At 61.8% G+C, this 20447-nt stretch carries 14 protein-coding genes; 8 read left to right on the forward strand and 6 right to left on the reverse strand.

The window, feature by feature from the left end; genetic code table 11:
- Positions 1–44: 44 nt before the first annotated feature.
- Entirely contained in the window at positions 45–764 is a 720-nt protein-coding gene (locus tag EPB08_RS04710; RefSeq protein WP_130617935.1) for a helix-turn-helix domain-containing protein, read from the reverse strand.
- Between the two features lie 203 nt (positions 765–967).
- Between EPB08_RS04710 and EPB08_RS04715 the strand changes: the two genes are divergently transcribed.
- A complete protein-coding gene (locus EPB08_RS04715; protein ID WP_130617936.1) occupies positions 968–3415 on the forward strand; it encodes a TonB-dependent receptor in 2448 nt (815 codons plus the stop codon).
- A gap of 423 nt (positions 3416–3838) precedes the next feature.
- Here EPB08_RS04715 and EPB08_RS21000 read toward each other — a convergent pair whose 3' ends face one another.
- On the reverse strand, positions 3839–4180 hold the full coding sequence (locus EPB08_RS21000) for a hypothetical protein (RefSeq protein WP_165418399.1): 342 nt from the start codon (positions 4178–4180) through the stop codon (positions 3839–3841).
- A 16-nt stretch (positions 4181–4196) separates the two neighbouring features.
- Between EPB08_RS21000 and EPB08_RS04720 the strand changes: the two genes are divergently transcribed.
- The 4 genes from EPB08_RS04720 (at position 4197) to EPB08_RS04735 (ending at position 10377) form a co-directional block, all read left to right on the forward strand.
- The gene (locus EPB08_RS04720) at positions 4197–6032 is read left to right on the forward strand and encodes a serine hydrolase domain-containing protein (RefSeq protein ID WP_165418400.1); all 1836 of its coding nucleotides are present in this window, start codon (positions 4197–4199) and stop codon (positions 6030–6032) included.
- Positions 6033–6250: 218 nt separating this feature from the next.
- Positions 6251–7777, forward strand: a complete 1527-nt coding sequence (locus tag EPB08_RS04725) for a serine hydrolase (protein WP_425598245.1) — start codon at positions 6251–6253, stop codon at positions 7775–7777.
- 91 nt (positions 7778–7868) lie between these two features.
- Positions 7869–8924 carry an N-acetyltransferase DgcN family protein gene (locus EPB08_RS04730; RefSeq protein WP_130617939.1) on the forward strand — a complete coding sequence of 352 codons (1056 nt, stop codon included), beginning with the start codon at positions 7869–7871 and terminating at the stop codon, positions 8922–8924.
- A 109-nt stretch (positions 8925–9033) separates the two neighbouring features.
- On the forward strand, positions 9034–10377 hold the full coding sequence (locus tag EPB08_RS04735; protein ID WP_229238230.1) for a dipeptidase: 1344 nt from the start codon (positions 9034–9036) through the stop codon (positions 10375–10377).
- Between the two features lie 301 nt (positions 10378–10678).
- Here the strand turns inward: EPB08_RS04735 and EPB08_RS04740 are convergent, their stop codons facing one another.
- The gene (locus EPB08_RS04740; protein WP_130617940.1) at positions 10679–11329 is read right to left on the reverse strand and encodes a TetR/AcrR family transcriptional regulator; all 651 of its coding nucleotides are present in this window, start codon (positions 11327–11329) and stop codon (positions 10679–10681) included.
- Between the two features lie 160 nt (positions 11330–11489).
- On the opposite strand from EPB08_RS04740, the gene EPB08_RS04745 reads away from it, so the two are divergent.
- The 3 genes from EPB08_RS04745 to EPB08_RS04755 are packed head-to-tail and all read left to right on the forward strand — an operon-like array spanning position 11490 to position 16287.
- Positions 11490–12653: an isovaleryl-CoA dehydrogenase gene (locus EPB08_RS04745; RefSeq protein ID WP_130618614.1), complete on the forward strand. Its 1164-nt coding sequence runs from the start codon at positions 11490–11492 to the stop codon at positions 12651–12653.
- A complete protein-coding gene (locus tag EPB08_RS04750; protein WP_130618615.1) occupies positions 12653–14260 on the forward strand; it encodes a carboxyl transferase domain-containing protein in 1608 nt (535 codons plus the stop codon). Before EPB08_RS04745 ends, EPB08_RS04750 begins: the two co-directional genes overlap by 1 nt.
- A 32-nt stretch (positions 14261–14292) precedes the next feature.
- Positions 14293–16287 (forward strand): acetyl/propionyl/methylcrotonyl-CoA carboxylase subunit alpha, encoded by a 1995-nt coding sequence (locus EPB08_RS04755; protein ID WP_130617941.1) that lies wholly within the window; start codon positions 14293–14295, stop codon positions 16285–16287.
- A gap of 523 nt (positions 16288–16810) precedes the next feature.
- Here EPB08_RS04755 and EPB08_RS04760 read toward each other — a convergent pair.
- Genes EPB08_RS04760 through EPB08_RS04770 form a run of 3 tightly spaced genes read right to left on the reverse strand, consistent with a single transcriptional unit; the run spans position 16811 to position 20345 of the window.
- Positions 16811–18076 carry a dihydrolipoamide acetyltransferase family protein gene (locus EPB08_RS04760; protein WP_130617942.1) on the reverse strand — a complete coding sequence of 422 codons (1266 nt, stop codon included), beginning with the start codon at positions 18074–18076 and terminating at the stop codon, positions 16811–16813.
- Entirely contained in the window at positions 18076–19092 is a 1017-nt protein-coding gene (locus tag EPB08_RS04765) for an alpha-ketoacid dehydrogenase subunit beta (RefSeq protein ID WP_130617943.1), read from the reverse strand. The genes EPB08_RS04760 and EPB08_RS04765 overlap by 1 nt, the downstream gene beginning before the upstream one ends.
- A complete protein-coding gene (locus EPB08_RS04770) occupies positions 19089–20345 on the reverse strand; it encodes a thiamine pyrophosphate-dependent enzyme (RefSeq protein WP_130617944.1) in 1257 nt (418 codons plus the stop codon). The genes EPB08_RS04765 and EPB08_RS04770 overlap by 4 nt, the downstream gene beginning before the upstream one ends.
- Positions 20346–20447 lie beyond the last annotated feature (102 nt).

Genomic DNA, 20447 nt, shown 5'->3' on the forward strand with positions numbered 1-20447 from the left:
GCGCGATAGGTCATTGCCGATGCAGGGGCGCTGCTGGGAGCGGGTTACTTCGAGCGCGCGGCTGGTCGCTTTTTCGCCGGTATCACGGGCTTCTTCGTCGACGCGGGCTGCCTGGGCTTGCGCTTGATCGGTGGGCCCTGGGTGCCTTTATTGCTCCCGAGGGCTTCGGCCAGCCGAGACTGGCTCGCCGTGCAGATCGAGAGCACCCGACAGCGTTTGGGTCCCACTGCGATATAGGCATGGCCCATGCCGCTGTCGAAATACATCGAATCACCCGCCTCGAGCCGGGTTGGGGCGTAAAGGTCCGTATGCAGGTCGACCGTACCCTCCAGCACGTAGATGAACTCCTCCCCCTCGTGGCGGATCAGTTCGCCAAACTCGGCCAGCGAACGCGCGTGGGGTTCGGCAATGATCGGAACCAATCGTTTGTTGAGCAGATCTGCGTTGGGATAAAGATGGCTATAGTTTTCAGTCTCCACCGAAAGCCCGCTACCAGCACGGGTGATGCTGCGCCGCCCCTGAACCCTGGTTGGCGGAGCCGCCGAGTCGGGTTCAAACAGCTGCGCAATATCGACTTCCAGGCCCGTACTCAACCGCGCGAGCTTGTCGTAGCTCAACGACATCTTGCCGTTTTCGATCTTGGACAAGGTGGATACGGGTAGGCCCGTGCGCTCGCTGACCTCGGCGAGCGTCAGTTGCTTGTGCTTGCGCAGATTGCGCAAGGCAGAGCCTGGTTCGGGTTTTGCGTGCAGATGTTTGAGCATGAATGTCACCGCGGTCGGTCCTGTTCCTGATTTTACGCATGGCGATAGTTGAGCGCACGCCCGCCGAAAACCGAAGTTTCATTCTTTCGGCGGCTTATCCATTTATCGCAGAAAGTTTTCTAATATTGAAAAATTGACAAAATTAGAAAACCTCTCGATATTGCTACAATCGAGGCATTGACAGCCTCTGGGGAGGAGAAGGTATGGCCAAGAACGTCGGAAAATTCACTCCGTTGTTTATTGCTATTGCGGCCGCCATGGCGGTTTCATCGGTCAGTGCGGAAAGCGCGTCGGGGGCGGCGGCGCAGGGGGTTGCTCAATCGGCACCGGCACAGTCAGGTACAGACGGCCAGGCTGACCAGCAGACGACTGCGGCGCCCAAGGACAAGGCGGTGGACCAGGCCAATGCGACCCAGCTTGGGACCGTCCTGGTGACGGCGACGAAGCGCAGTGAGTCGCTGGAAAAGGTGCCCATGGCCATTTCGGCGGTGACCGATCAGGATATCGATCGCCAGCATCTGCAGAATTTCGCAGACTACGCGGCCAGTGCTCCTGGACTCGTCGCCATGGGTCCGCCGGGGCAGACGGTGCTTAGCGTCCGTGGCATCGCTTCCGGTTCTGAACAGTCTGTGGCGACGGTCGGCACGTATATCGACGAGACGCCGTTCGGCTCGAGCAGTGCTTACGCCGGTGGCGCGATGCTGACACCGAACATCGATCCCCATGACTTGCAGCGTGTCGAGGTATTGCGAGGGCCGCAAGGCACGCTATATGGCGCCGGTGCGCTGGGTGGCGTGATCCGCTTCATCACTACTCCGCCCGACGCCACCAGCGCCTTTGGACGTGTGGAAGTTGGCGCCAGCGACGTTAGTGGCGGCGGTACCGGTTTCGACGTGCATGGCATGCTGAACGTGCCGCTGATCGCCGACAAGTTGGCATTCCGTGCCAGTGCGTCAACCACGACTACCCCGGGTTTCATCGATGATGCCGCTCAGGGCACGAAGAACATCAACGAAACCCAGAGCCACGATGGCAATTTCTCGCTGTTGTGGACGCCTACGGACAAGACCTCGCTGCAGCTGAGCGCGCTGGTACAGAACTTCAGCTTCGCAAACCCCAATGACATCACGGTCGATCCCGTCACGTTGAAACCCTTGTATGGCGATCTGCAAACGCGCACCGCCAACTTTGGCGGCGACGCGTTTGTCGAGAAATACCGGCAATACAACGCAACCTTCAAGACCGATTTTGGCTGGGCGAAGCTGACCTCCAACACCGCCTACACGACGCTGGATGCCAAGATCAATACGGACGTGACGTCGATCGCGGCCGCGCAGGGCTGGTATGGTCTGTTGGGGATGGATTTAGGTGCGGGCACGCCTGGCACGCCCCCCAGCGGAACCTTCGGCATTCTGGAGTTTCAGCCGACAACGCAAACGAAGTTCACCCAGGAATTTCGCCTGGCATCGTCGGAAGATCAGGCAGTGTCATGGCTGGGTGGCTTGTTCTTCACCCACGAGATCGGCAATGTCGACCAGATCATTCCGTCGACTGACTACTACACCGGACAATTGATCAATTCCGGGCTTGGTCCCAATCCTATCGAGGGGACCCACCAGCCGAGCTCGTACATCGGATACGCCGCTTACGGCAGCGCGACCTGGCACATCAACGACCAGTGGGCCATCGAAGGTGGCTTGCGCTGGGCCCACGACAAGCAGACGTACCAGGAGTGGCTCTATGGAACGCCGGTTCTAGGCCTCACTGCAGCGCCGAATCTTCAGGTCGATGGCCACTCGGCCGACAGCAGCACGACCTACTCGTTCTCGCCGCAATTCCACATCAATGACCACAACATGCTGTACGCGCGGGTGGCATCCGGCTTTCTGCCCGGCGGTCCCAATGTGAAGGTCGTCAATACTCCCAATGTGCCGGCTACGTACTCCCCGACCGACCTGACGAACTATGAGGTGGGCCTGAAATCCACCTTGTTGGACAACACCCTTCAGTTGGACCTCGCTGCGTACCACATCGACTGGACCAAGATCACGTTGACGACGTATGCCAACGGGTACACGTTCCTCGTCGGCGGCGGGCAGGCCAAGAGCAACGGCTTCGAGGCCTCGGCTGCCTATATCCCGGTACGCGGCCTGAAACTCTCGCTCAATGCCGCCTACAACAAGTCTGAATTGACCAAGGATGCACCGTTCCCGAACAACGGCATGAAGGGCGATCCGCTACCGTATGCACCGGAGTTTGCAGGCGCTGTAAACGGTGACTATGACTTCGCACTAGGCGGCGGCTGGCACGGCTATGTGGGCGGCAGCTATCAATACGTCGGTGCACGATCGACCGACTTTGCCTTCAGCTTTCCCATCGCCGGGGTTCCTGGTTTTGCGCCGCTTCCGGCGAGCCCGCGGATTCCGGGATACGGAACCGTCAGCCTGCGCACGGGCGTGAGCAAGGGCGCGGTAAATATCGACCTGTATGTCAAGAACCTGACCAACAAGCGCGGGATTCTCACCGGCAGCAGCTGGCAGAACTACGTACCTGTCGCCGGTACCCTCAACCCGGTCACGGGAAATGTGGAAGCCAGCGACGCGATCATTACGCCGCGTACGATCGGTGTTTCCGTCTCCACCACGTTCTGACGGAGCGAGGTTGGCGACAGGTGGGCGCAGTGGCCGCAGAATGCTTGTTCTGCGGTCACCGCGCTTTCGCCAGGCGACTGGTCGACTCGACAGCACAGCTTGGACGGCTGATTAGTCCGGGGTGGTCGTCAAGGGGGCGCTCCATGCAAGCGCCACTCAGATTGCAAGTAATGACACGACCATTCCGCCACGCCTGAACAGCATGTCCCTGTGCGAATCCCCTGGAGTACGCCGCGAGCTCTCCCGGGGCCATGGTGGTCGGCACTGTTCGGGAGCAACGCTGGTCTTTTTTCTTGAGATCTCGAGATGACCAGCCGCGAAGTTTGCGTTGCGGGCAATTTATGAGGCCGCTCGGCACATCGCTCGGAGCGGTGGTTGTTGATAGTGCAGGCGAGTGCGACGTTGGCATGGGGTGCACCCGCATTACTTCATCAAGAGACTCAAGCAGATTGCGGTGAAGGGATTTTCACCGACCAAAGGCGCTTTGTGCTCGGCCTGCTGGGCTCGCATGCGTTGTCGGGATGCATGGTGATCGGCCTGAACCATTTTGCTTACACGTAGTTGCGCGTCATCTCCCAAATTCGATGTACGAGGAAAAAACATGTACACACGATTGAAGGCGTTTGCGGCGACCTTGCTGTTTACGGTCTGCGCTGCCTCGGCCACATCGGTTAACAGCCAGGCTTCCACGCCAGGTTCGGTGGCGAACTCTGCTGCAGCCGAAGTTGGCGCGGTGGCGCCAGCGCCATTAGCAGTGCAGGGCATCGCAAGCGCTCCCACGATGACCGCGCAAGACGTGCAGACGTTTTTCGACAGTGTGGTGCCGTACGCATTGCAACGTGGCGACATCGCCGGCAGCGTCATCGTAGTGGTCAAGGACGGCCAGCCCCTGTTTGCTCAGGGCTATGGCTACGCCGATGTCGCGAACGGCAAGCCGGTTGTCGCGGACCAGACCTTGTTCCGGCCCGGCTCGATATCCAAGACGTTCGCCTGGACCGCGGTGATGCAACTGGTCGGCGCGGGCAAGATCGACCTGGACAAGGACGTTAACAGCTACCTGGATTTCACGATCCCGGAAAAATTCGGCAAGCCGATCACCATGCGTGACTTGATGACGCATACGGCCGGCTTCGAAGAATCCGTGGGCGATGAGTTCATGAAGTCGACTGATCAGCTGTTCCCGTATGGCGACTACGTGAAGAAGCATCTGCCGGCGCGGATATTCCCACCGGGCAAGCTCGTCGCCTATTCGAACTACGGCGCGACCCTGGCCGGTTACATCGTGGAGCGGGTCTCTGGTCAGCCGTTCAACGAATACGTGGCCGAGCACATCTTCAAGCCGCTGGGCATGGATCATTCGACTTTCGAGCAGCCCTTGCCGGCGCCGCTGGCAGCGAACATGTCGGTGGGCTATCACTCGGCATCGGACAAGAAGACCATTCCGTTCGAGGCGATCGAGGTCGGGCCGGCCGGATCGTTGAGCGCTACCGGCGCCGACATGGCGCATTTCATGATCGCTCAACTTGGTGGCGGCCAGTACAACGGCGCCACGATGCTGTCGCCGGCGATGATCGAGTTGATGCATTCGCCGCAATCGACCATGGCGCCGGGCTTGAACGGTTTCGATCTGGGCTTCTACCAGGAAAACCGTAATGGCCAGCGCATCATCGGCCATGCCGGTGACACCGCGGCTTTCCACAGCGACTTGCATTTGCTGCTGGATCAGCATGTCGGCGTGTTCATGTCGTTCAATAGCCCCGGCAAGCAGGCCGAGGTGGGTAGGCTGCGCACCGCCTTGTTCCGCTCCTTCCTGGATCGCTACTACCCGTATGCGCCGCCGCACGAAGAAACTGTAGCCAACCCCAAGCCCGACGCGGCTCGCGTGGCCGGCGCCTATGAAGTGACGCGGCGTATCGAAAGCACGTTTTCCGTGTTGCAGGCACTGACTCAGTCGAGCGTGATTGCCCAGCCCGACGGCACGATCAAGATCGAAGCGCTCAAGGATCTCAGCGGCACGCCCAAAACGTGGCGTGAAGTCGGGCCGCTGGTGTATCGCGAAGTCGGTGGCCAGGCGCATACCAAGTTCATCACCGACAAGGATGGTCGTATCCAGTACTGGATCTCCGACGACTTCCTTCCGGTCGAATTGTTCCAGCCGGTACATGGCCTGCGCAGCATCGGCATGCTCAAGTCGCTGGGCGTGTTGTTCCTGGTGACCCTGGTGCTGACCGTGGTGATCTGGTTCGGTGGCTGGGTGGTGCGGCGGCGTTTTCATGCGCCGTTGGTGATGACCCGGGGTCAACGACGCTTGAGGCTGGCTTCCCGGCTTGGCGCGGTGTTGTTGCTGGTCATGGTGTGCAGCTGGTTGCTGATGATTTCCAGTGGCATCGAGGCATCCAATCACACGATAGGTCTGCTTTTGACGGCGTTGTACATCCTGGGCGTGCTCACTGCCCTGGGCGCCATCGCCATGCTGATCCATGCGGTACTTCGTGTGTTGCGCGGACCTGGCGGCTGGCTGGCTCGCCTGGGCGAGGTGTTCATTGGTCTGAGTGCGCTGTACGGGTTGTGGGCCATTTGTGCCTACGGTCTGGCGAACTTCAACTACACGTTCTGAATCACGTCAGAGTCTGGCTGTGCCGCGTGGCGCGGATTCAGGCGCCTCGCGGTCCCCACGCTCATGCCGTCGATACGGCGATCACGACAGAAGGATGGCAACCCATGGTCCTGGAACCCGGTAAACGCGCCTCGCATCTCAGGCGTAACGCAAGCCGTTGGCTGTTGAGTGGCTGCATCGCACTTGCCGTTCTGCCGTCTGCGTACGCGGCGGAACCGTTGCCGCCAGCTGCGGATTCACCCGCATTGGATGCGTTTGCGCAAAAAACCATGCAGACCTTCGATACGCCTGGCATGGCCGTGGTGGTGGTCGATGGCGGCACGGTTGCCACGCACGGCTACGGTGTGCGCAAGCTCGGTGATCCGGCACGGGTGGATGCGAACACGATCTTCCCCATCGGCTCCAACACCAAGGCGTTCACCGCTGCGGCGCTGGCGATCCTGGTGGACGAAGGGAAGCTGCGCTGGGACGATCGCCTGGTCGACAAGCTGCCAGGCTTTCGCATGTACGACCCGTATGCCTCCAGTGAAATGACGGTGACGGATCTGCTGACCCATCGCAGTGGCTTGGGTTTGGGCGAAGGCGACTTGATGGTCTTTCCCACGACGAACCGCACGCGCGCCGAGCTGGTGCATGACATCCGATTCCTGAAGCCGGCCCATTCGTTCCGGGCGGATTACGACTACGACAACGTGCTGTACATCGTTGCCGGCCAGCTGGTCGAGGCTGTATCGGGCCAGCGCTGGGAGGACTTCGTGCAGCAGCACATCCTCAATCCGGTGGGGATGCATGACACTCAGGTGAGCATCGACACGCGCGTGGCCGACCAGGTGTCACTGCATGCGAAGAACACCACGGCGGTGCGCGGGGTGGGCAAACAGGCAGTGCTCACCACGGTGCTGTCAGGCGACGTTTTCGCGCCGGCCGGTGCACTGCAAGTGAGTGCGACGGACATGGGGCGATGGCTGCAGTTGCAGTTGCGGCATGGCGCGCTGGACGATGGCAAGCGGGTGTTCAGCGAGGCAGCCGCGCAGGCCTTGTGGACGCCGCAGACCTTGATCCCGATACGTCCCGCGCCGCCGCCGCTTGCGCTGGCGCAGCCGCAGTTCAGCGCCTATGCGCTGGGGCTGGAGGTGCAGGATTATCGAGGCCACAAGATCATCACCCATGGCGGCGGTGTGCTCGGTGGCATCTCGATCGTGGTGATCATTCCAGAGAAAAACGCGGCGTTCGCCATCATGCTCAACTCCGAGGATGCCGGAGCCCTGTTTGCGATGCGCGAACACCTGCTGGATAGCCTGCTTGGGCTGCCTTCGCCGGACTGGATCACCACCTACCAGCAGGTACTCGACGGGCTACGAGCGAAGGCACTGGCGGCGCTCAAGACCAGTAACGCCGCCACGCATCCCGAGCGTGGTCCGTCGCTGTCGCTGTCTCGATATGCTGGCGTGTATCGCGATCCCTGGTATGGCACGGCAACCATCACCCAGGGCAAGGACGGGAAGGGCGCTTTGAGCATCAGCTTCGATCGCACACCCGGTCTGCACGGCACGCTGGAGCACGTGCAGTACGACACCTTCCGTACCCATTGGGCGATGCCGGATCTTGAAGACGCGTATGTCACTTTCGCGCTCAAGCCAGACGGCAGCGTTGAACGGATGTCGATGAAATCGGTGTCGCCGCTTGCCGATTTCAGCTGGGACTACCAAGACCTGAACTTCACGCCGACAGCGGACAAGAAATAGAAGGCCCAAGCCGGCTACCTGCGCCGGCGAATTCACTACAACAGTTGCTGTTCGCTTGATTGCGCCAGCAGGTCATCAGGAGTCATCTGGTATGAGTACCCCATCGGCATTGTCCGATACACACGTTGGCGCGTTGCCGCAGCCATATCTTTTGTTCCTGGGCGATACCACCGTGCCGGGCTATGCCAAGACGGCCTATGGCGTGCGCGATTGGGCCGGGGATTTGTGTGTGGGCGAATGGGCTTGCGGCGCAACGGTCAGCACCGGGCTGCCGGTATTGACGCCCCGTGAGGCGAAGGAACGCGGTGCCAAGGGGCTGGTGATTGGTGTCGCCAATGCAGGCGGCTTCATTCCAGATAGCTGGGTCGACGCGCTGGTCGAAGCGCTGCACGCGGGCCTCGATATCATCAGCGGCATGCACATGCGGCTGGCCGAGATCCCGCGGCTGGCTGCGGCGGCCGAGCTCCTGGGGCGGCGTCTGATTGACGTGCGCACGCCGCCGCGAAATATCCCGATCGCCAGCGGCCGCAAGCGTGCCGGCAAACGCCTGTTGACGGTGGGTACCGATTGCGCGCTGGGCAAGAAGTACACCGCCCTGGCGCTGGCTCGAGCTTTTGCCGTGCGAGGCGTGGCAGTCGATTTTCGTGCCACCGGCCAGACCGGCATCCTGATTGCCGGAAGCGGCATTCCCATGGACGCCACCATTGCCGATTTCTCGGCCGGTGCGGCCGAAATGCTGAGCCCTGCCGCGCATGCGGAACATTGGGATGTCATCGAAGGGCAGGGCTCGTTGTTTCATCCGGCCTACGCTGGCGTATCGCTGGCCCTGCTGCACGGCAGCCAGCCGGATGTCTTCGTGGTCTGCCATCAGCCTGGCCGCACGCATGTGCTTGGCCATCCGGAATTCGTCCTGCCGACGATCGAGCAGGTGATCGAGCTGACGATCCAGCTCGGTCAACGCACCAATCCGGCCATCCGTTGCGCGGGCATCAGCCTCAATACGGGGCACCTGGATGCAGATGCAGCACAGGAACTTCTGACGCGGACGGCCACGCAGCTGGGCATGCCCGCGGCCGATCCGATGCGCGGCGGCGAGTCGTTTGATCGGCTGGCCCAGGCAGCTTTGGACGAACCGGCCGGTGCATGAACACCCATCATCCCGTCAGTCTTCCTGATCCGGATGCAGTCAAAGGCTGGCCCCATCGGCGCGTAGATTTCCTGATCCGCGCGCCCACCCATCATCGGAAAACGCCACGATGAAACACCGACACTCGACTCAGGCTTTCGCTGCCGCGGCAACCATGCTGTTTGCTGCATGTACGCCGTTGGCGATGGCGAAACAGGATAGTGACGCCGTCCTCGCAACACGCGTCGAGCATGTGCTGAAGACCGTGCCCCTGATCGACGGTCACAACGATCTTGCCTGGGAGATCCGGCAACGCTACGGCAATGCCTACGGCGTGGACCTCAGTGCCAGCACCGCGAACCTGTCGCCATCGATGAAGGACGGCAGTTCCTCGCCGCCGCTGATGACCGACATTCCGCGTCTGCACGAGGGGCATGTCGGCGGGCAATTCTGGTCGGTATGGGTACCGTCCGGGGTGGCCGGCCCGGAGGCAGTGCAGATGACGGTGGAGCAGATCGACATCGTGCGCAACATGGTGGCGCGTTATCCCAACGACCTGCAGATGGCGTACTCGGCAGACGACATCATGCGCGCCTTCAAGGCGGGTCGCGTCGCCTCGCTGATCGGCATCGAGGGTGGACACCAGATCGACAACTCGTTGCCGGTGCTGCGCCAGATGTATGTGCTGGGCGCGCGCTACATGACGCTGACCCATACGCTGGACAATGACTGGGCCGATTCGGCCACCGATGCACCGAAACATCATGGGTTGACCCCGTTCGGGCGTGCGGTGGTGCACGAGATGAACCGCCTCGGCATGCTGGTCGATCTCAGTCACGTGTCGCCGGACACCATGCGCGATGCGCTGAAAACCTCGCAGGCGCCGGTCATGTTCTCGCACTCCGGTGCGCGCGCATTGAACGACCATCCGCGCGACGTGCCGGACGATGTGCTCAAGATGGTGGCTCGCAATCACGGTATCGTGATGGCGACCTTTGCCACTCCGTACGTGTCGGCCGAGTACCATCGTTGGTGGGCCGAGCGCAGTGCCGAGCAGACGCTGTTGAATGCACCGCCTTACGCCGGCATCTACATCGGCCAACCAGAGCGGGCCAAGGCGGCGATGGCTGACTGGGACCGCCAGCATCCCAAGCCTGTTGTCACGCTGGCGATGGTGGCGGACCACATCGAGCACATCCGCGAAGTTGCCGGGATCGACTGTGTGGGCCTTGGTTCCGACTTCGACGGCATTCCCGATACACCCAAGGGCCTGGAAGGCGTCGACAAATACCCGGCCCTGCTTGAGGAGCTCGCGCGGCGCGGCTGGAGCGACAGTGACCTTGCCAAGCTGGCCGGTGGCAACATGCTGCGTGTGATGCGCGAAGCAGAAGCTGTGGCGAAACGGCTGCAGGCCTCGGAGCCGCCGTCGTCGGCGACGATCGGGCAACTGGATGCCGGTGCTGCGGGCAAGTGATGTGAGTTGTCGCGCAGGCTGCTCCCGTGGCGATGGTGGTGATCTTCCAGGCCCACGGAAGTCAGTCGTCAGCTGCGTGTGATTCCGGCGATCTTCCCGCCGCGGGCATGCACCGGCCAGGCAGGTGCGTGCCTTGACGCGGTTGGCTTGCCTTGTGCGCCAGACCGGGTCCAGCGGGTAAGGACAAGGCATGCGGGCAGATTGCCGGTTGGGCTCCGATGCATGCGGCTAGGTATCTGGCGCCGTTGTGCGGTCACGTCCGTCGCGTGATCACCCGATTCCCCTTCAGCCAGGATCTTGCCTAGCGCTTCGGTTTGACCCGTTTCGCCGTCGTTTCGACGGGCGAGATGGCCACGCCTGCCGCGCGTACGCACAGGCTGGCGATGGCCTTGACCAGTTTCTTGTCATCCGCCGGCCGGGCCGCCGGGGCTACTGGTCGGATCAACGCTTCGGTGAACGCCCCGACGATGCAGGCGGCAGCAACGTCCGGCATTTGGGCGGGGAAGAAGCCGCGCTTGATGCCCGCTCGCAGGATGTCCTCAAAGACCGCGATGAACTGCGCGCGGCCAGCCATGCGCGCGGCCTCCACATCGGAGTCGATCGGTTCGGCAATGAAGGCATAGGCCAGGTGAGGGCCCTTGAGCGCCCGCGTGGCAAAGGACTCGACGGCGGCATACAGCTGATCGACGGGTGATCCCTCGCCCTCGAGGAGGCCGCGCAGGATGGTCACCTCATGCGATACCGCATCGCCGAGCACTTCGATGAAGAGCTCGGCCTTGGACGGGAAGTAACGGTAGATCGCCCCGGTGGAGAGCCCCACGTTCTGGGCCACGGCGGTGATGGATGCCTCGCGAAAGCCACCGAGCGCGATCAGCCGTCGTGCCGCCAGCTTGATTTGCTGCCGATTGTCGCTGAGCCGCTTTTTCATCAGGGGCGAACGTTGATAAGCCATTTTATGAATATACCTTTTTTAAGTGAACTGTGATTCACTTATTGGGGCGGGAGGGCTGCTGCCCAGCCGGGACGCTGGTCGGGGCGGGAATCCGATCGAGCCTAAAACAAACGTCCTGCCCATTTCCACAAACGATGCCTTGCAACGACGGATCAAGCCAATGAGCCATACCTCCCTGAATTTCGACCTGGGCCCTGATATCGAGGCGCTGCGTGATGCGGTCAGCCACTTCGCCCAACGCGAGATCGCCCCGATCGCTGCCGAGGTGGATGAGCGCAATCAGTTCCCGGCCGCGTTGTGGCCCAAGCTGGGTGAGCTGGGCATGTTCGGCCTGACGGTTGAGGAGCGTTTTGGTGGCAGTGACATGGGTTATCTGGCTCATGTCGTCGCGATGGAGGAGATTTCGCGGGCTTCCGGTGCGATCGGCCTTTCGTATGGCGCGCACTCCAACCTTTGCGTCAACCAGATTCACAAGAACGGCAGCGAAGCGCAGAAACTGAAGTATCTGCCGCGACTGGTCTCCGGTGAGCATATTGGCGCATTGGCCATGTCCGAGTCCGGATCAGGTTCGGACGTCGTGAGCATGCGGCTTCGCGCCGAGAAGAAGGGCGATCGCTTCGTGCTGAATGGCCACAAGATGTGGATCACCAACGGCCCGGACGCAGATACCCTGGTTGTCTATGCCAGCACCGACCCGGCAGCCGGTTCGCGGGGTATCACCGCTTTCATCGTCGAAAAGGGTTTTGCCGGTTTCTCCACCGCGCAGAAGCTCGACAAGCTCGGCATGCGCGGATCCAACACCTGCGAACTGGTCTTCGACAATTGCGAAGTACCCGAAGAAAACGTCCTCGGCGAGATGAACAAGGGCGTCAAGGTACTCATGTCCGGGCTGGACTATGAGCGCCTGGTGCTGTCTGGCGGTCCGCTGGGTCTGATGCAGGCGTGCATGGACGTGGTGATTCCCTATGTCCACGACCGCAAACAGTTTGGCCAGAGCATCGGCGAGTTTCAGCTGATGCAGGGCAAGCTTGCCGACATGCATGTCGGACTCTCGGTCTGCCGCGCCTACGTTTACGCCGTGGCCAAGGCATGTGATCGCGGCGAAACCACTCGCAAGGATGCTGCCGGAGCCATCCTGTATGCGGCGGAGAAAGCGACCTGGATGGCCGGGCAGGCGATCCAGGCGCTCGGCGGCAATGGCTACATCAACGAATACCCGACCGGTCGGCTATGGCGTGACGCCAAACTCTACGAAATTGGTGCCGGCACCTCCGAGATCCGCCGCATGCTGATTGGTCGAGAGCTGTTCGCGGAGACGGCATGATGAACGTCATCACCTCGAAGATCCGCACGGATTCCGCGGAATACAGTGTCAATCGGGCGGTGATGTCGGATCTTCTCGATGAACTTCGTCAACATCTGGGCAGGGCTGCGCGTGGCGGATCGGAGACGGCCCGCAAGAAGCACCAGGATCGCGGCAAGCTGCTTGTGCGCGATCGCATTGACGCCCTGGTTGATCCAGGCACCCCATTTCTGGAGTTGGCTCCGTTGGCCGCGTTTGGCATGTATGGCGGAGAAGTTGCTTCGGCCGGCGTGGTGGCCGGCATCGGGCGAGTCAGTGGTCGCGAATGTGTGATCGTCGCCAATGATGCGACGGTCAAGGGCGGCACCTACTACCCGAGCACGGTCAAGAAGCATCTTCGTGCGCAGGAAGTGGCGCGGGAAAATCACCTGCCATGCGTTTATCTGGTCGATTCCGGTGGCGCATTCTTGCCGCTGCAGGACGAGGTGTTTCCTGACCGCGAGCATTTCGGGCGCATTTTCTTCAACCAGGCCAACCTGTCGGCTGAAGGCATCCCCCAGATCGCCTGCGTGATGGGCTCATGTACCGCCGGTGGCGCCTATGTGCCGGCGATGAGTGACGAGTCGGTGATTGTGCGTGAACAGGGCACGATCTTTCTCGGTGGTCCGCCGCTTGTGAAAGCGGCGACCGGCGAGGTGGTCAGCGCGGAGGAATTGGGTGGCGCGGATGTGCATACCCGGGTTTCGGGTGTCGCCGACCACTTTGCCGACAACGATCATCATGCCTTGGCCATCGTTCGACGCATCGTGGCCAATCTGAATCGCCGCAAACCTGTTTCGCTGGATTTGCGCGAGCCGGAGGAGCCGCTCTATGACGCCGAAGAGCTCTACGGCATCGTGCCGGCCGATACACGCAAACCCTACGATGTGCGCGAAATCATCGCCCGACTGGTCGACGGCTCGCGACTGGATGAATTCAAGGCACGTTTCGGCACCACCTTGGTGACGGGATTCGCGCACCTGCATGGCTATCCGATTGGCATCATTGCCAACAATGGCATCCTGTTCTCGGAGTCGGCCCAAAAGGGTGCGCATTTCATTGAACTATGCACGCAGCGCAAGATCCCGCTGCTGTTCCTGCAGAACATCAGCGGCTTCATGATCGGTCGCAAATATGAGAACGAAGGCATTGCGCGGCACGGCGCGAAACTGGTCGCCGCCGTGGCGACCGCCAAGGTACCGAAGTTCACGGTGTTGATCGGTGGCTCATTTGGTGCCGGCAACTACGGCATGTGTGGCCGCGCCTATTCGCCACGCTTCCTGTGGAGTTGGCCCAATACGCGTATTTCGGTGATGGGCGGCGAACAGGCTGCTCGCGTACTGGCCACGGTGCGCCGAGACGGTATCGAAGCGGCTGGCAAGTCGTGGAGCGAGGCTGAGGAGGCGGAGTTCAAGGCGCCGATTCTCGAACAGTTCGAAGAACAGTCCAGCCCGTACTACGCCACGGCACGACTGTGGGACGACGGCATCATCGACCCGGCGCAGACGCGTCAAGTGCTTGGCCTGGCGCTTTCAGCGGCATTGAATGCGCCGATTGAGGACACGCGCAGTCCGGTGTACCGGATGTGAGCGCGACCACCCCAGCCCGTTCGGAATATCCCATGTTCAGCAAGATCCTGATCGCCAACCGCGGCGAGATCGCCTGTCGCATTATCGGCACCTGTCGTCGCCTCGGCATCCGCACGGTAGCCGTCTATTCGGAGGCGGATAGCAACGCGCGGCATGTGAAATTGGCCGACGAGGCCTGGTGCGTGGGCCCGGCGCCGGCGCGTGACAGTTACCTCCAGGCCGAGCGCATCCTTGAGGTGGCGCTCGCGAGTGGCGCCAAGGCGGTCCATCCCGGCTATGGGTTTCTCTCGGAGAACGAGAGCTTTGCCAAGGCCTGCAGCGAGGCAGGCATTACTTTCATCGGACCGCCCATAGAAGCCATCCACGCGATGGGTTCCAAGTCGGCAGCGAAGGCCATGATGGCCGCGGCGGGTGTGCCACTTGTGCCGGGCTATCACGGTGACGAGCAGGGCACGCAGCACCTGCATCAACAAGCGGACCGCATGGGTTACCCGGTGCTGATCAAGGCATCTGCCGGAGGCGGTGGCAAGGGCATGCGGGTGGTCGAGCAATCTGCCGACTTTCCGCAGGCATTGGCATCGTGCCAGCGTGAAGCACAGGCGAGCTTTGGCGATGACAAGGTACTGATCGAGAAATATCTCGACCGACCGCGGCACGTCGAAATACAGGTGTTCGGTGATGAGTTCGGCGACATCATCCATCTCAACGAGCGCGACTGCTCGACTCAGCGTCGGCATCAAAAAGTCGTTGAGGAAGCACCTGCACCAGGCATGAGTGCCGAACGTCGCGCCATCATGGGCAAGGCCGCCTGTGACGCTGCACGTGCAGTCGGCTACGTCGGTGCGGGCACCGTGGAATTCATCGTTGATCGCGACGATGCGTTCTATTTCATGGAGATGAACACCCGCCTGCAGGTCGAGCATCCCGTGACCGAGATGATCACCGGCCTGGATCTGGTGGAGTGGCAGTTGCGCATAGCAGCCGGCCAGCCTCTGCCGCTCGCGCAGGCCCAGGTTCCGCTGCGTGGTCATGCGATTGAAGTGCGACTGTATGCCGAGGACCCGAACAAGGGTTTCCTCCCTTCGATCGGACGGCTGGTGCATCTGCGCACTCCGGCGCCGTCGCCCCACATACGAATTGACAGCGGAGTCGAGCAGGGCAGCGTGGTCAGCCCCCATTACGACCCGATGCTGGCCAAGTTGATCGTATGGGCTGAAACACGCGCACAGGCGATCGATCGAATGTTGCACGCATTGAGTGAACTTCAGATTGTCGGCGTCAGCAACAACGTCACCTTCCTGTCGCGCCTGGTCGATCACGCCGATTTCCGCTCCGGTTGCGTCGATACCGGCCTGATTGAACGCGATCGCGAGCAACTGCTGGCACCGGCGCCATGGGCCAGCGCGGAGGCGCTGGCTGCGGCGGCCATGTTCATGGTGTTGCAGGAGTCCAGCGCTCTGCAGGCACATGCGCAATCGATCAATGAACCTCAATCGCCCTGGGCGCGGGCGAATGGCTGGCGCATGCTCGGGCCGCAGATCCGCTGCATCGCGTTTCGTGAAGCAGGGAAGACGGAAAACACGGCGATTGCCGTGCATTACACGAACAGCGGAATCGAGATCGCCGGCAAGCGAAGCGGCGGCTATATCGATAGCACGGGCCGCCTGCATTTGAGTTGGGGTAAGCGCCAGTTGCACGCGGATGTGGTACGCGATGGCAACACCGTGCATGTCTTTATGGATGGCGAGGCGTGGGTGTTGACGCTTGCTGACCCGCTGATGCACGCAGGTGAAGAACGTGAAACGCAAGGCGGCCTGCGTGCCCCCATGCCTGGAAACATCATTGCGCTACTGGTCGAACCTGGCTCAAGGGTGACAAAGGGCGCGCCCTTGCTGGTGATGGAGGCGATGAAAATGGAGCACACCTTGACGGCACCCGCCGACGGGGTGGTGCGCGGATTTTTCTGCCAGGTGGGGAGTCAGGTGCGCGAAAGCGCTGACCTGGTGGATTTCGAACCCGACGCGTAAATACAGCCGATTGCAAGCCTGGCGAAGTGCGCGTTGTCGAAGTGAATCCGCGTGCTGACGTGCAGAACGAGAGGGCGCACGTTTCTATACGGCCGCCCGTGCGATTGCGCCATGGCGAATCGTCGGTGGTGGTCGCATGGGCGCCGTTCGACCTGGGCTGTCATGAGGTGTGCGCAACGATGCCACGGCAGTGGGTACTGCGGGGCAGGCCTGTAGCCTGATCGAAGCGGTGGCCGTGGATATCGCGCAGGATCGCCTTGTGTGCCACTTTCACGAAACCTACGGTCAGGCACTCGCCAACGTATAGGCGGCCCTGATGGAGGGGCGTGTTCGACAGCTCGGTCGAGGGGCCGGGCCTGCTGCCATGTCGAAAGACTACGCGCAACGTCAAACCATCCCATGCCCTGGACTCCTGAGCCAATGGCGCGCTGCGTCGTGCAATGACGGTGTTCCGAGGGATGCTCATGGCGCGCTACGCACCCAGGGCTGCGTAGCGCGCGCTCTGGTGTCGATCCGGCGTGCTTCAGTGCTGCTCGATGAACAGTGTGGCCGGATGCTCCAGCAACTGCTTGAGCCGTTGCACGAACTGCGCAGCGTCGTAGCCGTCGATGATGCGGTGATCGAATGAGGAGGACACGTTCATGATCTTGCGAATGGCCACCTGGCCGCGATACACCACCGGTCGTTCGACCAGCTTGTTGGGGCCAATGATGGCCACTTCCGGATGATTGATGATGTGAGTGGCACTGATGCCGCCGAGCGCCCCCATGCTGGTAATCGTGATGGTTGAGCCGCTCATTTCTTCGCGCGTCGCCTTGCCTTCGCGCGCTGCCTTGGCCAGCCGCATCACCTCAGCCGCGTTGTCCCAGAGATCGCGTGCCTGTGCCTGGCGGACCACCGGTACCAGCAGGCCGCTTGGTGTCTGGGTGGCGATGCCGACGTGTACATCGGCATAACTGCGCAGGATGCCGGCATCATCGTCGTAGCGACTGTTGATCGCCGGAAATTCGGGCAACGCACATGCCAGCGCACGCATGAAAAACGGCAGTAGCGTGAGCTTCGGCTGCTGCGGTCTGCGTCGCTCGTTGAGATGCGTGCGCAGATCCTCCAATTCGGTCAGGTCGAATTCTTCCACATAGGTGATGTGTGGAATCCGATGCTTGGACTCCTGCATGCGCTCGGCGATCTTGCGGCGTACGCCGACGATTTTTGTCTCGGTGATGCCGCCTGCCGCTTGCGCGGTGGGCGGACGCGCCGTTGTTGGCGCCCCCGTCGTTGCGGCCGCGGTGTCCCCGAGATGAGCGTCCAGGTCGGCGTGCGTGATGCGTCCGCCGGGACCGCTTCCGGAAACGGTGTTCAACGCAAGACCAAGCTCGCGCGCGCGCCGGCGCACGGCCGGCGAGGCAAGCGGCCTGGATAGGCCGTGATCCGGCTCGACGGTGGCGGGCGACTGGGCTACCGAACAGGCTGCGACCTCGACTGTGGCAGTGTCTTTCGGCCCGGCCGCAAGAGGCGCATCGCTCGTCGGGCTGGCGCCGACGTCGGCGCTATCGAGCTGGAATACCACCAGCGGCGAACCGACCGCGCCCATGCCGCCGGATTCGCCATGAATCGACAGCACCACACCGGCCACGGGCGAGGTGATTTCCACCACAGCCTTGTCAGTCATCAGCTCGACCAGAACCTGGTCTTCCTCGACGCGATCGCCGGGCTTGACGTACCAATCGCCGATCTCGGCTTCAGCGGTACCTTCGCCTACGTCGGGCAACTTGAAAACGTAATCGGCCATCAGACAGCCTCCACGGCGCGGCGCAACGCTGCGGCGACTCGCGCCGGTGACACGAAATAGTCCCATTCGAATGCGTGCGGATAGGGGGTATCCCAGCCCGTGACGCGCTCGATCGGTGCTTCCAGGTGATAGAAACAATGCTGCTGGATCAGTGCGATCAATTCGCCGGCAAAGCCCGAGGTTTGCGGCGCCTCGTGCACAATCACGCAGCGACCGGTCTTTTTGACGGAAGCCTCAATGGTTTCCAGGTCCAGTGGCACCAGGCTGCGCAGGTCGATCACTTCCGCATCGATGCCGCTCTCTGCGACCGCGGCCAATGCAACGTAAACCATGGTGCCATAGGCCAGCACCGTCACGGCCTTGCCACTGCGGCGGATGTCCGCCGAGCCAAGCGGCACCGTGTAATGACCCGCCGGAACCTCGCTGGCGGGATGCATGGCCCAGGGCTGCAATGGCCGGTCATGATGGCCATCGAAGGGGCCGTTATAGATACGCTTGGGCTCAAGGAAGATGACCGGGTCATCGTCTTCGATGGCGCTGATCAACATGCCCTTGGCATCGTAGGGTGTGGACGGAATGACGGTTTTCAGGCCGGGCACATGCGTGAAGATGGCTTCCGGACTTTGGCTGTGCGTCTGTCCACCCATGATGCCGCCGCCGTAGGGCGAGCGCACCGTGATGGGCGCAGAAAATTCACCGTTGGAGCGGTAACGCAGGCGCGCCGCCTCGGACACCAGTTGATCGTAAGCCGGGTAGATATAGTCGACGAACTGGATCTCCACCACGGGACGCAGCCCGTTGGCACCCATGCCGATGGCGGTCGCGACGATGCCGCCCTCGGCGATCGGGGCGTCGAAGCAGCGAGACACGCCGTACTTGCGCTGCAAGCCATCGGTGGCGCGGAAGACGCCACCGAAGTAGCCCGCGTCCTCGCCGAATACCAGCACGGTCGGGTCACGCTCCATCATCACATCCATGGCCGAATTGAGGGCCTGGATCATGTTCATCGTACTCATTGTCCTTCGACCTCCTGGCGCTGGCGTTCAAGGCGCCAGTCGGGCGCCGTGAATACCTGCTCGAACATCTTGCCGACCGGCGGGCGTGACTGGCCCAGCGTGCCCACAGCCTCGGCTTCGCGCGCCGCGGTACGTACCTGTGCGAACAGTTCGGCTTCCATCGCTGCGTGCTGTTCTTCGGACCACTCGCCCAGGGCAATCAGGTGTTGCTTGAGGCGTTTGATCGGGTCCCCCATTGGCCAGTGGGCGGCCTCGTCCTTTGGTCGGTACTTGGACGGGTCGTCGCTGGTCGAATGGCCCTCGGCGCGATAGGTGTAAAACTCGATGACCGTGGCGCCCAGGCCCTTGCGCGCGCGCTGGGCGGCCCAGTCGGTGGCCGCATACACCGCAAGAAAATCATTGCCATCCACGCGCAATGCCGGCAGCCCGAAACCTATTCCGCGTGCCGCAAAGGTGGTCTGCTCGCCGCCGGCGATACCCTGGAAACTGGAAATCGCCCACTGGTTGTTGGTGATGTTGAGAATGACCGGGGCGCGGTAGACGGCCGCAAAATTCAACGCGTGATGGAAGTCATAGGTGGCGGTTGAGCCATCACCAATGAAGGCCGACGCAATATTCGTGTTGTTCTTGTAGGTGTTGGCCATGGCCCAGCCCACCGCCTGGCAATACTGGGTGCCGACGTTGCCGGACAGAGAGAAGAAGCCATAGTCGCGTGCCGAATAGAGAATCGGCAGTTGGCGGCCTTGCAACGGATCGCTGGCGTTGGAGTAGATCTGATTCATCATCTGCACCAGCGGATAGTCGCGGGTGATCAGGATGCCCTGCACCCGGTAGGTCGGAAAGAACATATCGTCCTTGCCGAGCACCATCGCCTGCGCGCAACCGATGGCTTCTTCGCCGGTGCACTTCATGTAGAACGATGTCTTGCCCTGGCGATGGGCGCGAAACATACGGTCGTCGAATGTCCGGGTCAGTACCATCGCACGGAGCGCTCGCCGCATGGTTTCGCCGCTCAGCGAAGGATTCCACTCGCCGCCGGCAGCACCATCTGCGTCCAGGACGCGGATCAGGCCATAGGCCAGTTCGCGCATCTGAGCGGGTGACTCGTCCACCGCAGGCCGGCGCGCGCTGCCGACGGGGGGGAACTCCAGATGGCTGAAGTCAGGCTCGTCGCCGGGACGACCATGCGGTTGCGGCACGGCAATGGCGCCGGTGGGCACCTGGTCAGGGGAGGTATCTGCGGGCTGGTTCATGGCAATCCGGTGGCCGCTCTCGGGTTCGACAATAGTCGCCATCATGGCATCGTCTTACAGGAATATTTTTGCTGTTTTGCAAAAATCTCCGTCGGAATGTGC

It is taken from the genome of Dyella amyloliquefaciens (genome assembly GCF_004296575.1).
GTDB classification, from domain to species: Bacteria; Pseudomonadota; Gammaproteobacteria; order Xanthomonadales; family Rhodanobacteraceae; genus Dyella; species Dyella amyloliquefaciens.

What these genes read in the sequence shown, in the direction of transcription:
- EPB08_RS21000 (WP_165418399.1), bottom strand. Translation starts at nt 4,180, where the DNA reads ATGCCCTGCACTGCTAATGGCGCTGGCGCCACCGCGCCAACTTCGGCT.
- EPB08_RS04755 (WP_130617941.1), top strand. Translation starts at nt 14,293, where the DNA reads ATGTTCAGCAAGATCCTGATCGCCAACCGCGGCGAGATCGCCTGTCGC.
- EPB08_RS04765 (WP_130617943.1), bottom strand. Translation starts at nt 19,092, where the DNA reads ATGAGTACGATGAACATGATCCAGGCCCTCAATTCGGCCATGGATGTG.
- EPB08_RS04760 (WP_130617942.1), bottom strand. Translation starts at nt 18,076, where the DNA reads ATGGCCGATTACGTTTTCAAGTTGCCCGACGTAGGCGAAGGTACCGCT.
- EPB08_RS04740 (WP_130617940.1), bottom strand. Translation starts at nt 11,329, where the DNA reads ATGGCTTATCAACGTTCGCCCCTGATGAAAAAGCGGCTCAGCGACAAT.
- EPB08_RS04710 (WP_130617935.1), bottom strand. Translation starts at nt 764, where the DNA reads ATGCTCAAACATCTGCACGCAAAACCCGAACCAGGCTCTGCCTTGCGC.
- EPB08_RS04715 (WP_130617936.1), top strand. Translation starts at nt 968, where the DNA reads ATGGCCAAGAACGTCGGAAAATTCACTCCGTTGTTTATTGCTATTGCG.
- EPB08_RS04770 (WP_130617944.1), bottom strand. Translation starts at nt 20,345, where the DNA reads ATGAACCAGCCCGCAGATACCTCCCCTGACCAGGTGCCCACCGGCGCC.
- EPB08_RS04735 (WP_229238230.1), top strand. Translation starts at nt 9,034, where the DNA reads ATGAAACACCGACACTCGACTCAGGCTTTCGCTGCCGCGGCAACCATG.
- EPB08_RS04750 (WP_130618615.1), top strand. Translation starts at nt 12,653, where the DNA reads ATGAACGTCATCACCTCGAAGATCCGCACGGATTCCGCGGAATACAGT.
- EPB08_RS04730 (WP_130617939.1), top strand. Translation starts at nt 7,869, where the DNA reads ATGAGTACCCCATCGGCATTGTCCGATACACACGTTGGCGCGTTGCCG.
- EPB08_RS04720 (WP_165418400.1), top strand. Translation starts at nt 4,197, where the DNA reads ATGACCGCGCAAGACGTGCAGACGTTTTTCGACAGTGTGGTGCCGTAC.
- EPB08_RS04745 (WP_130618614.1), top strand. Translation starts at nt 11,490, where the DNA reads ATGAGCCATACCTCCCTGAATTTCGACCTGGGCCCTGATATCGAGGCG.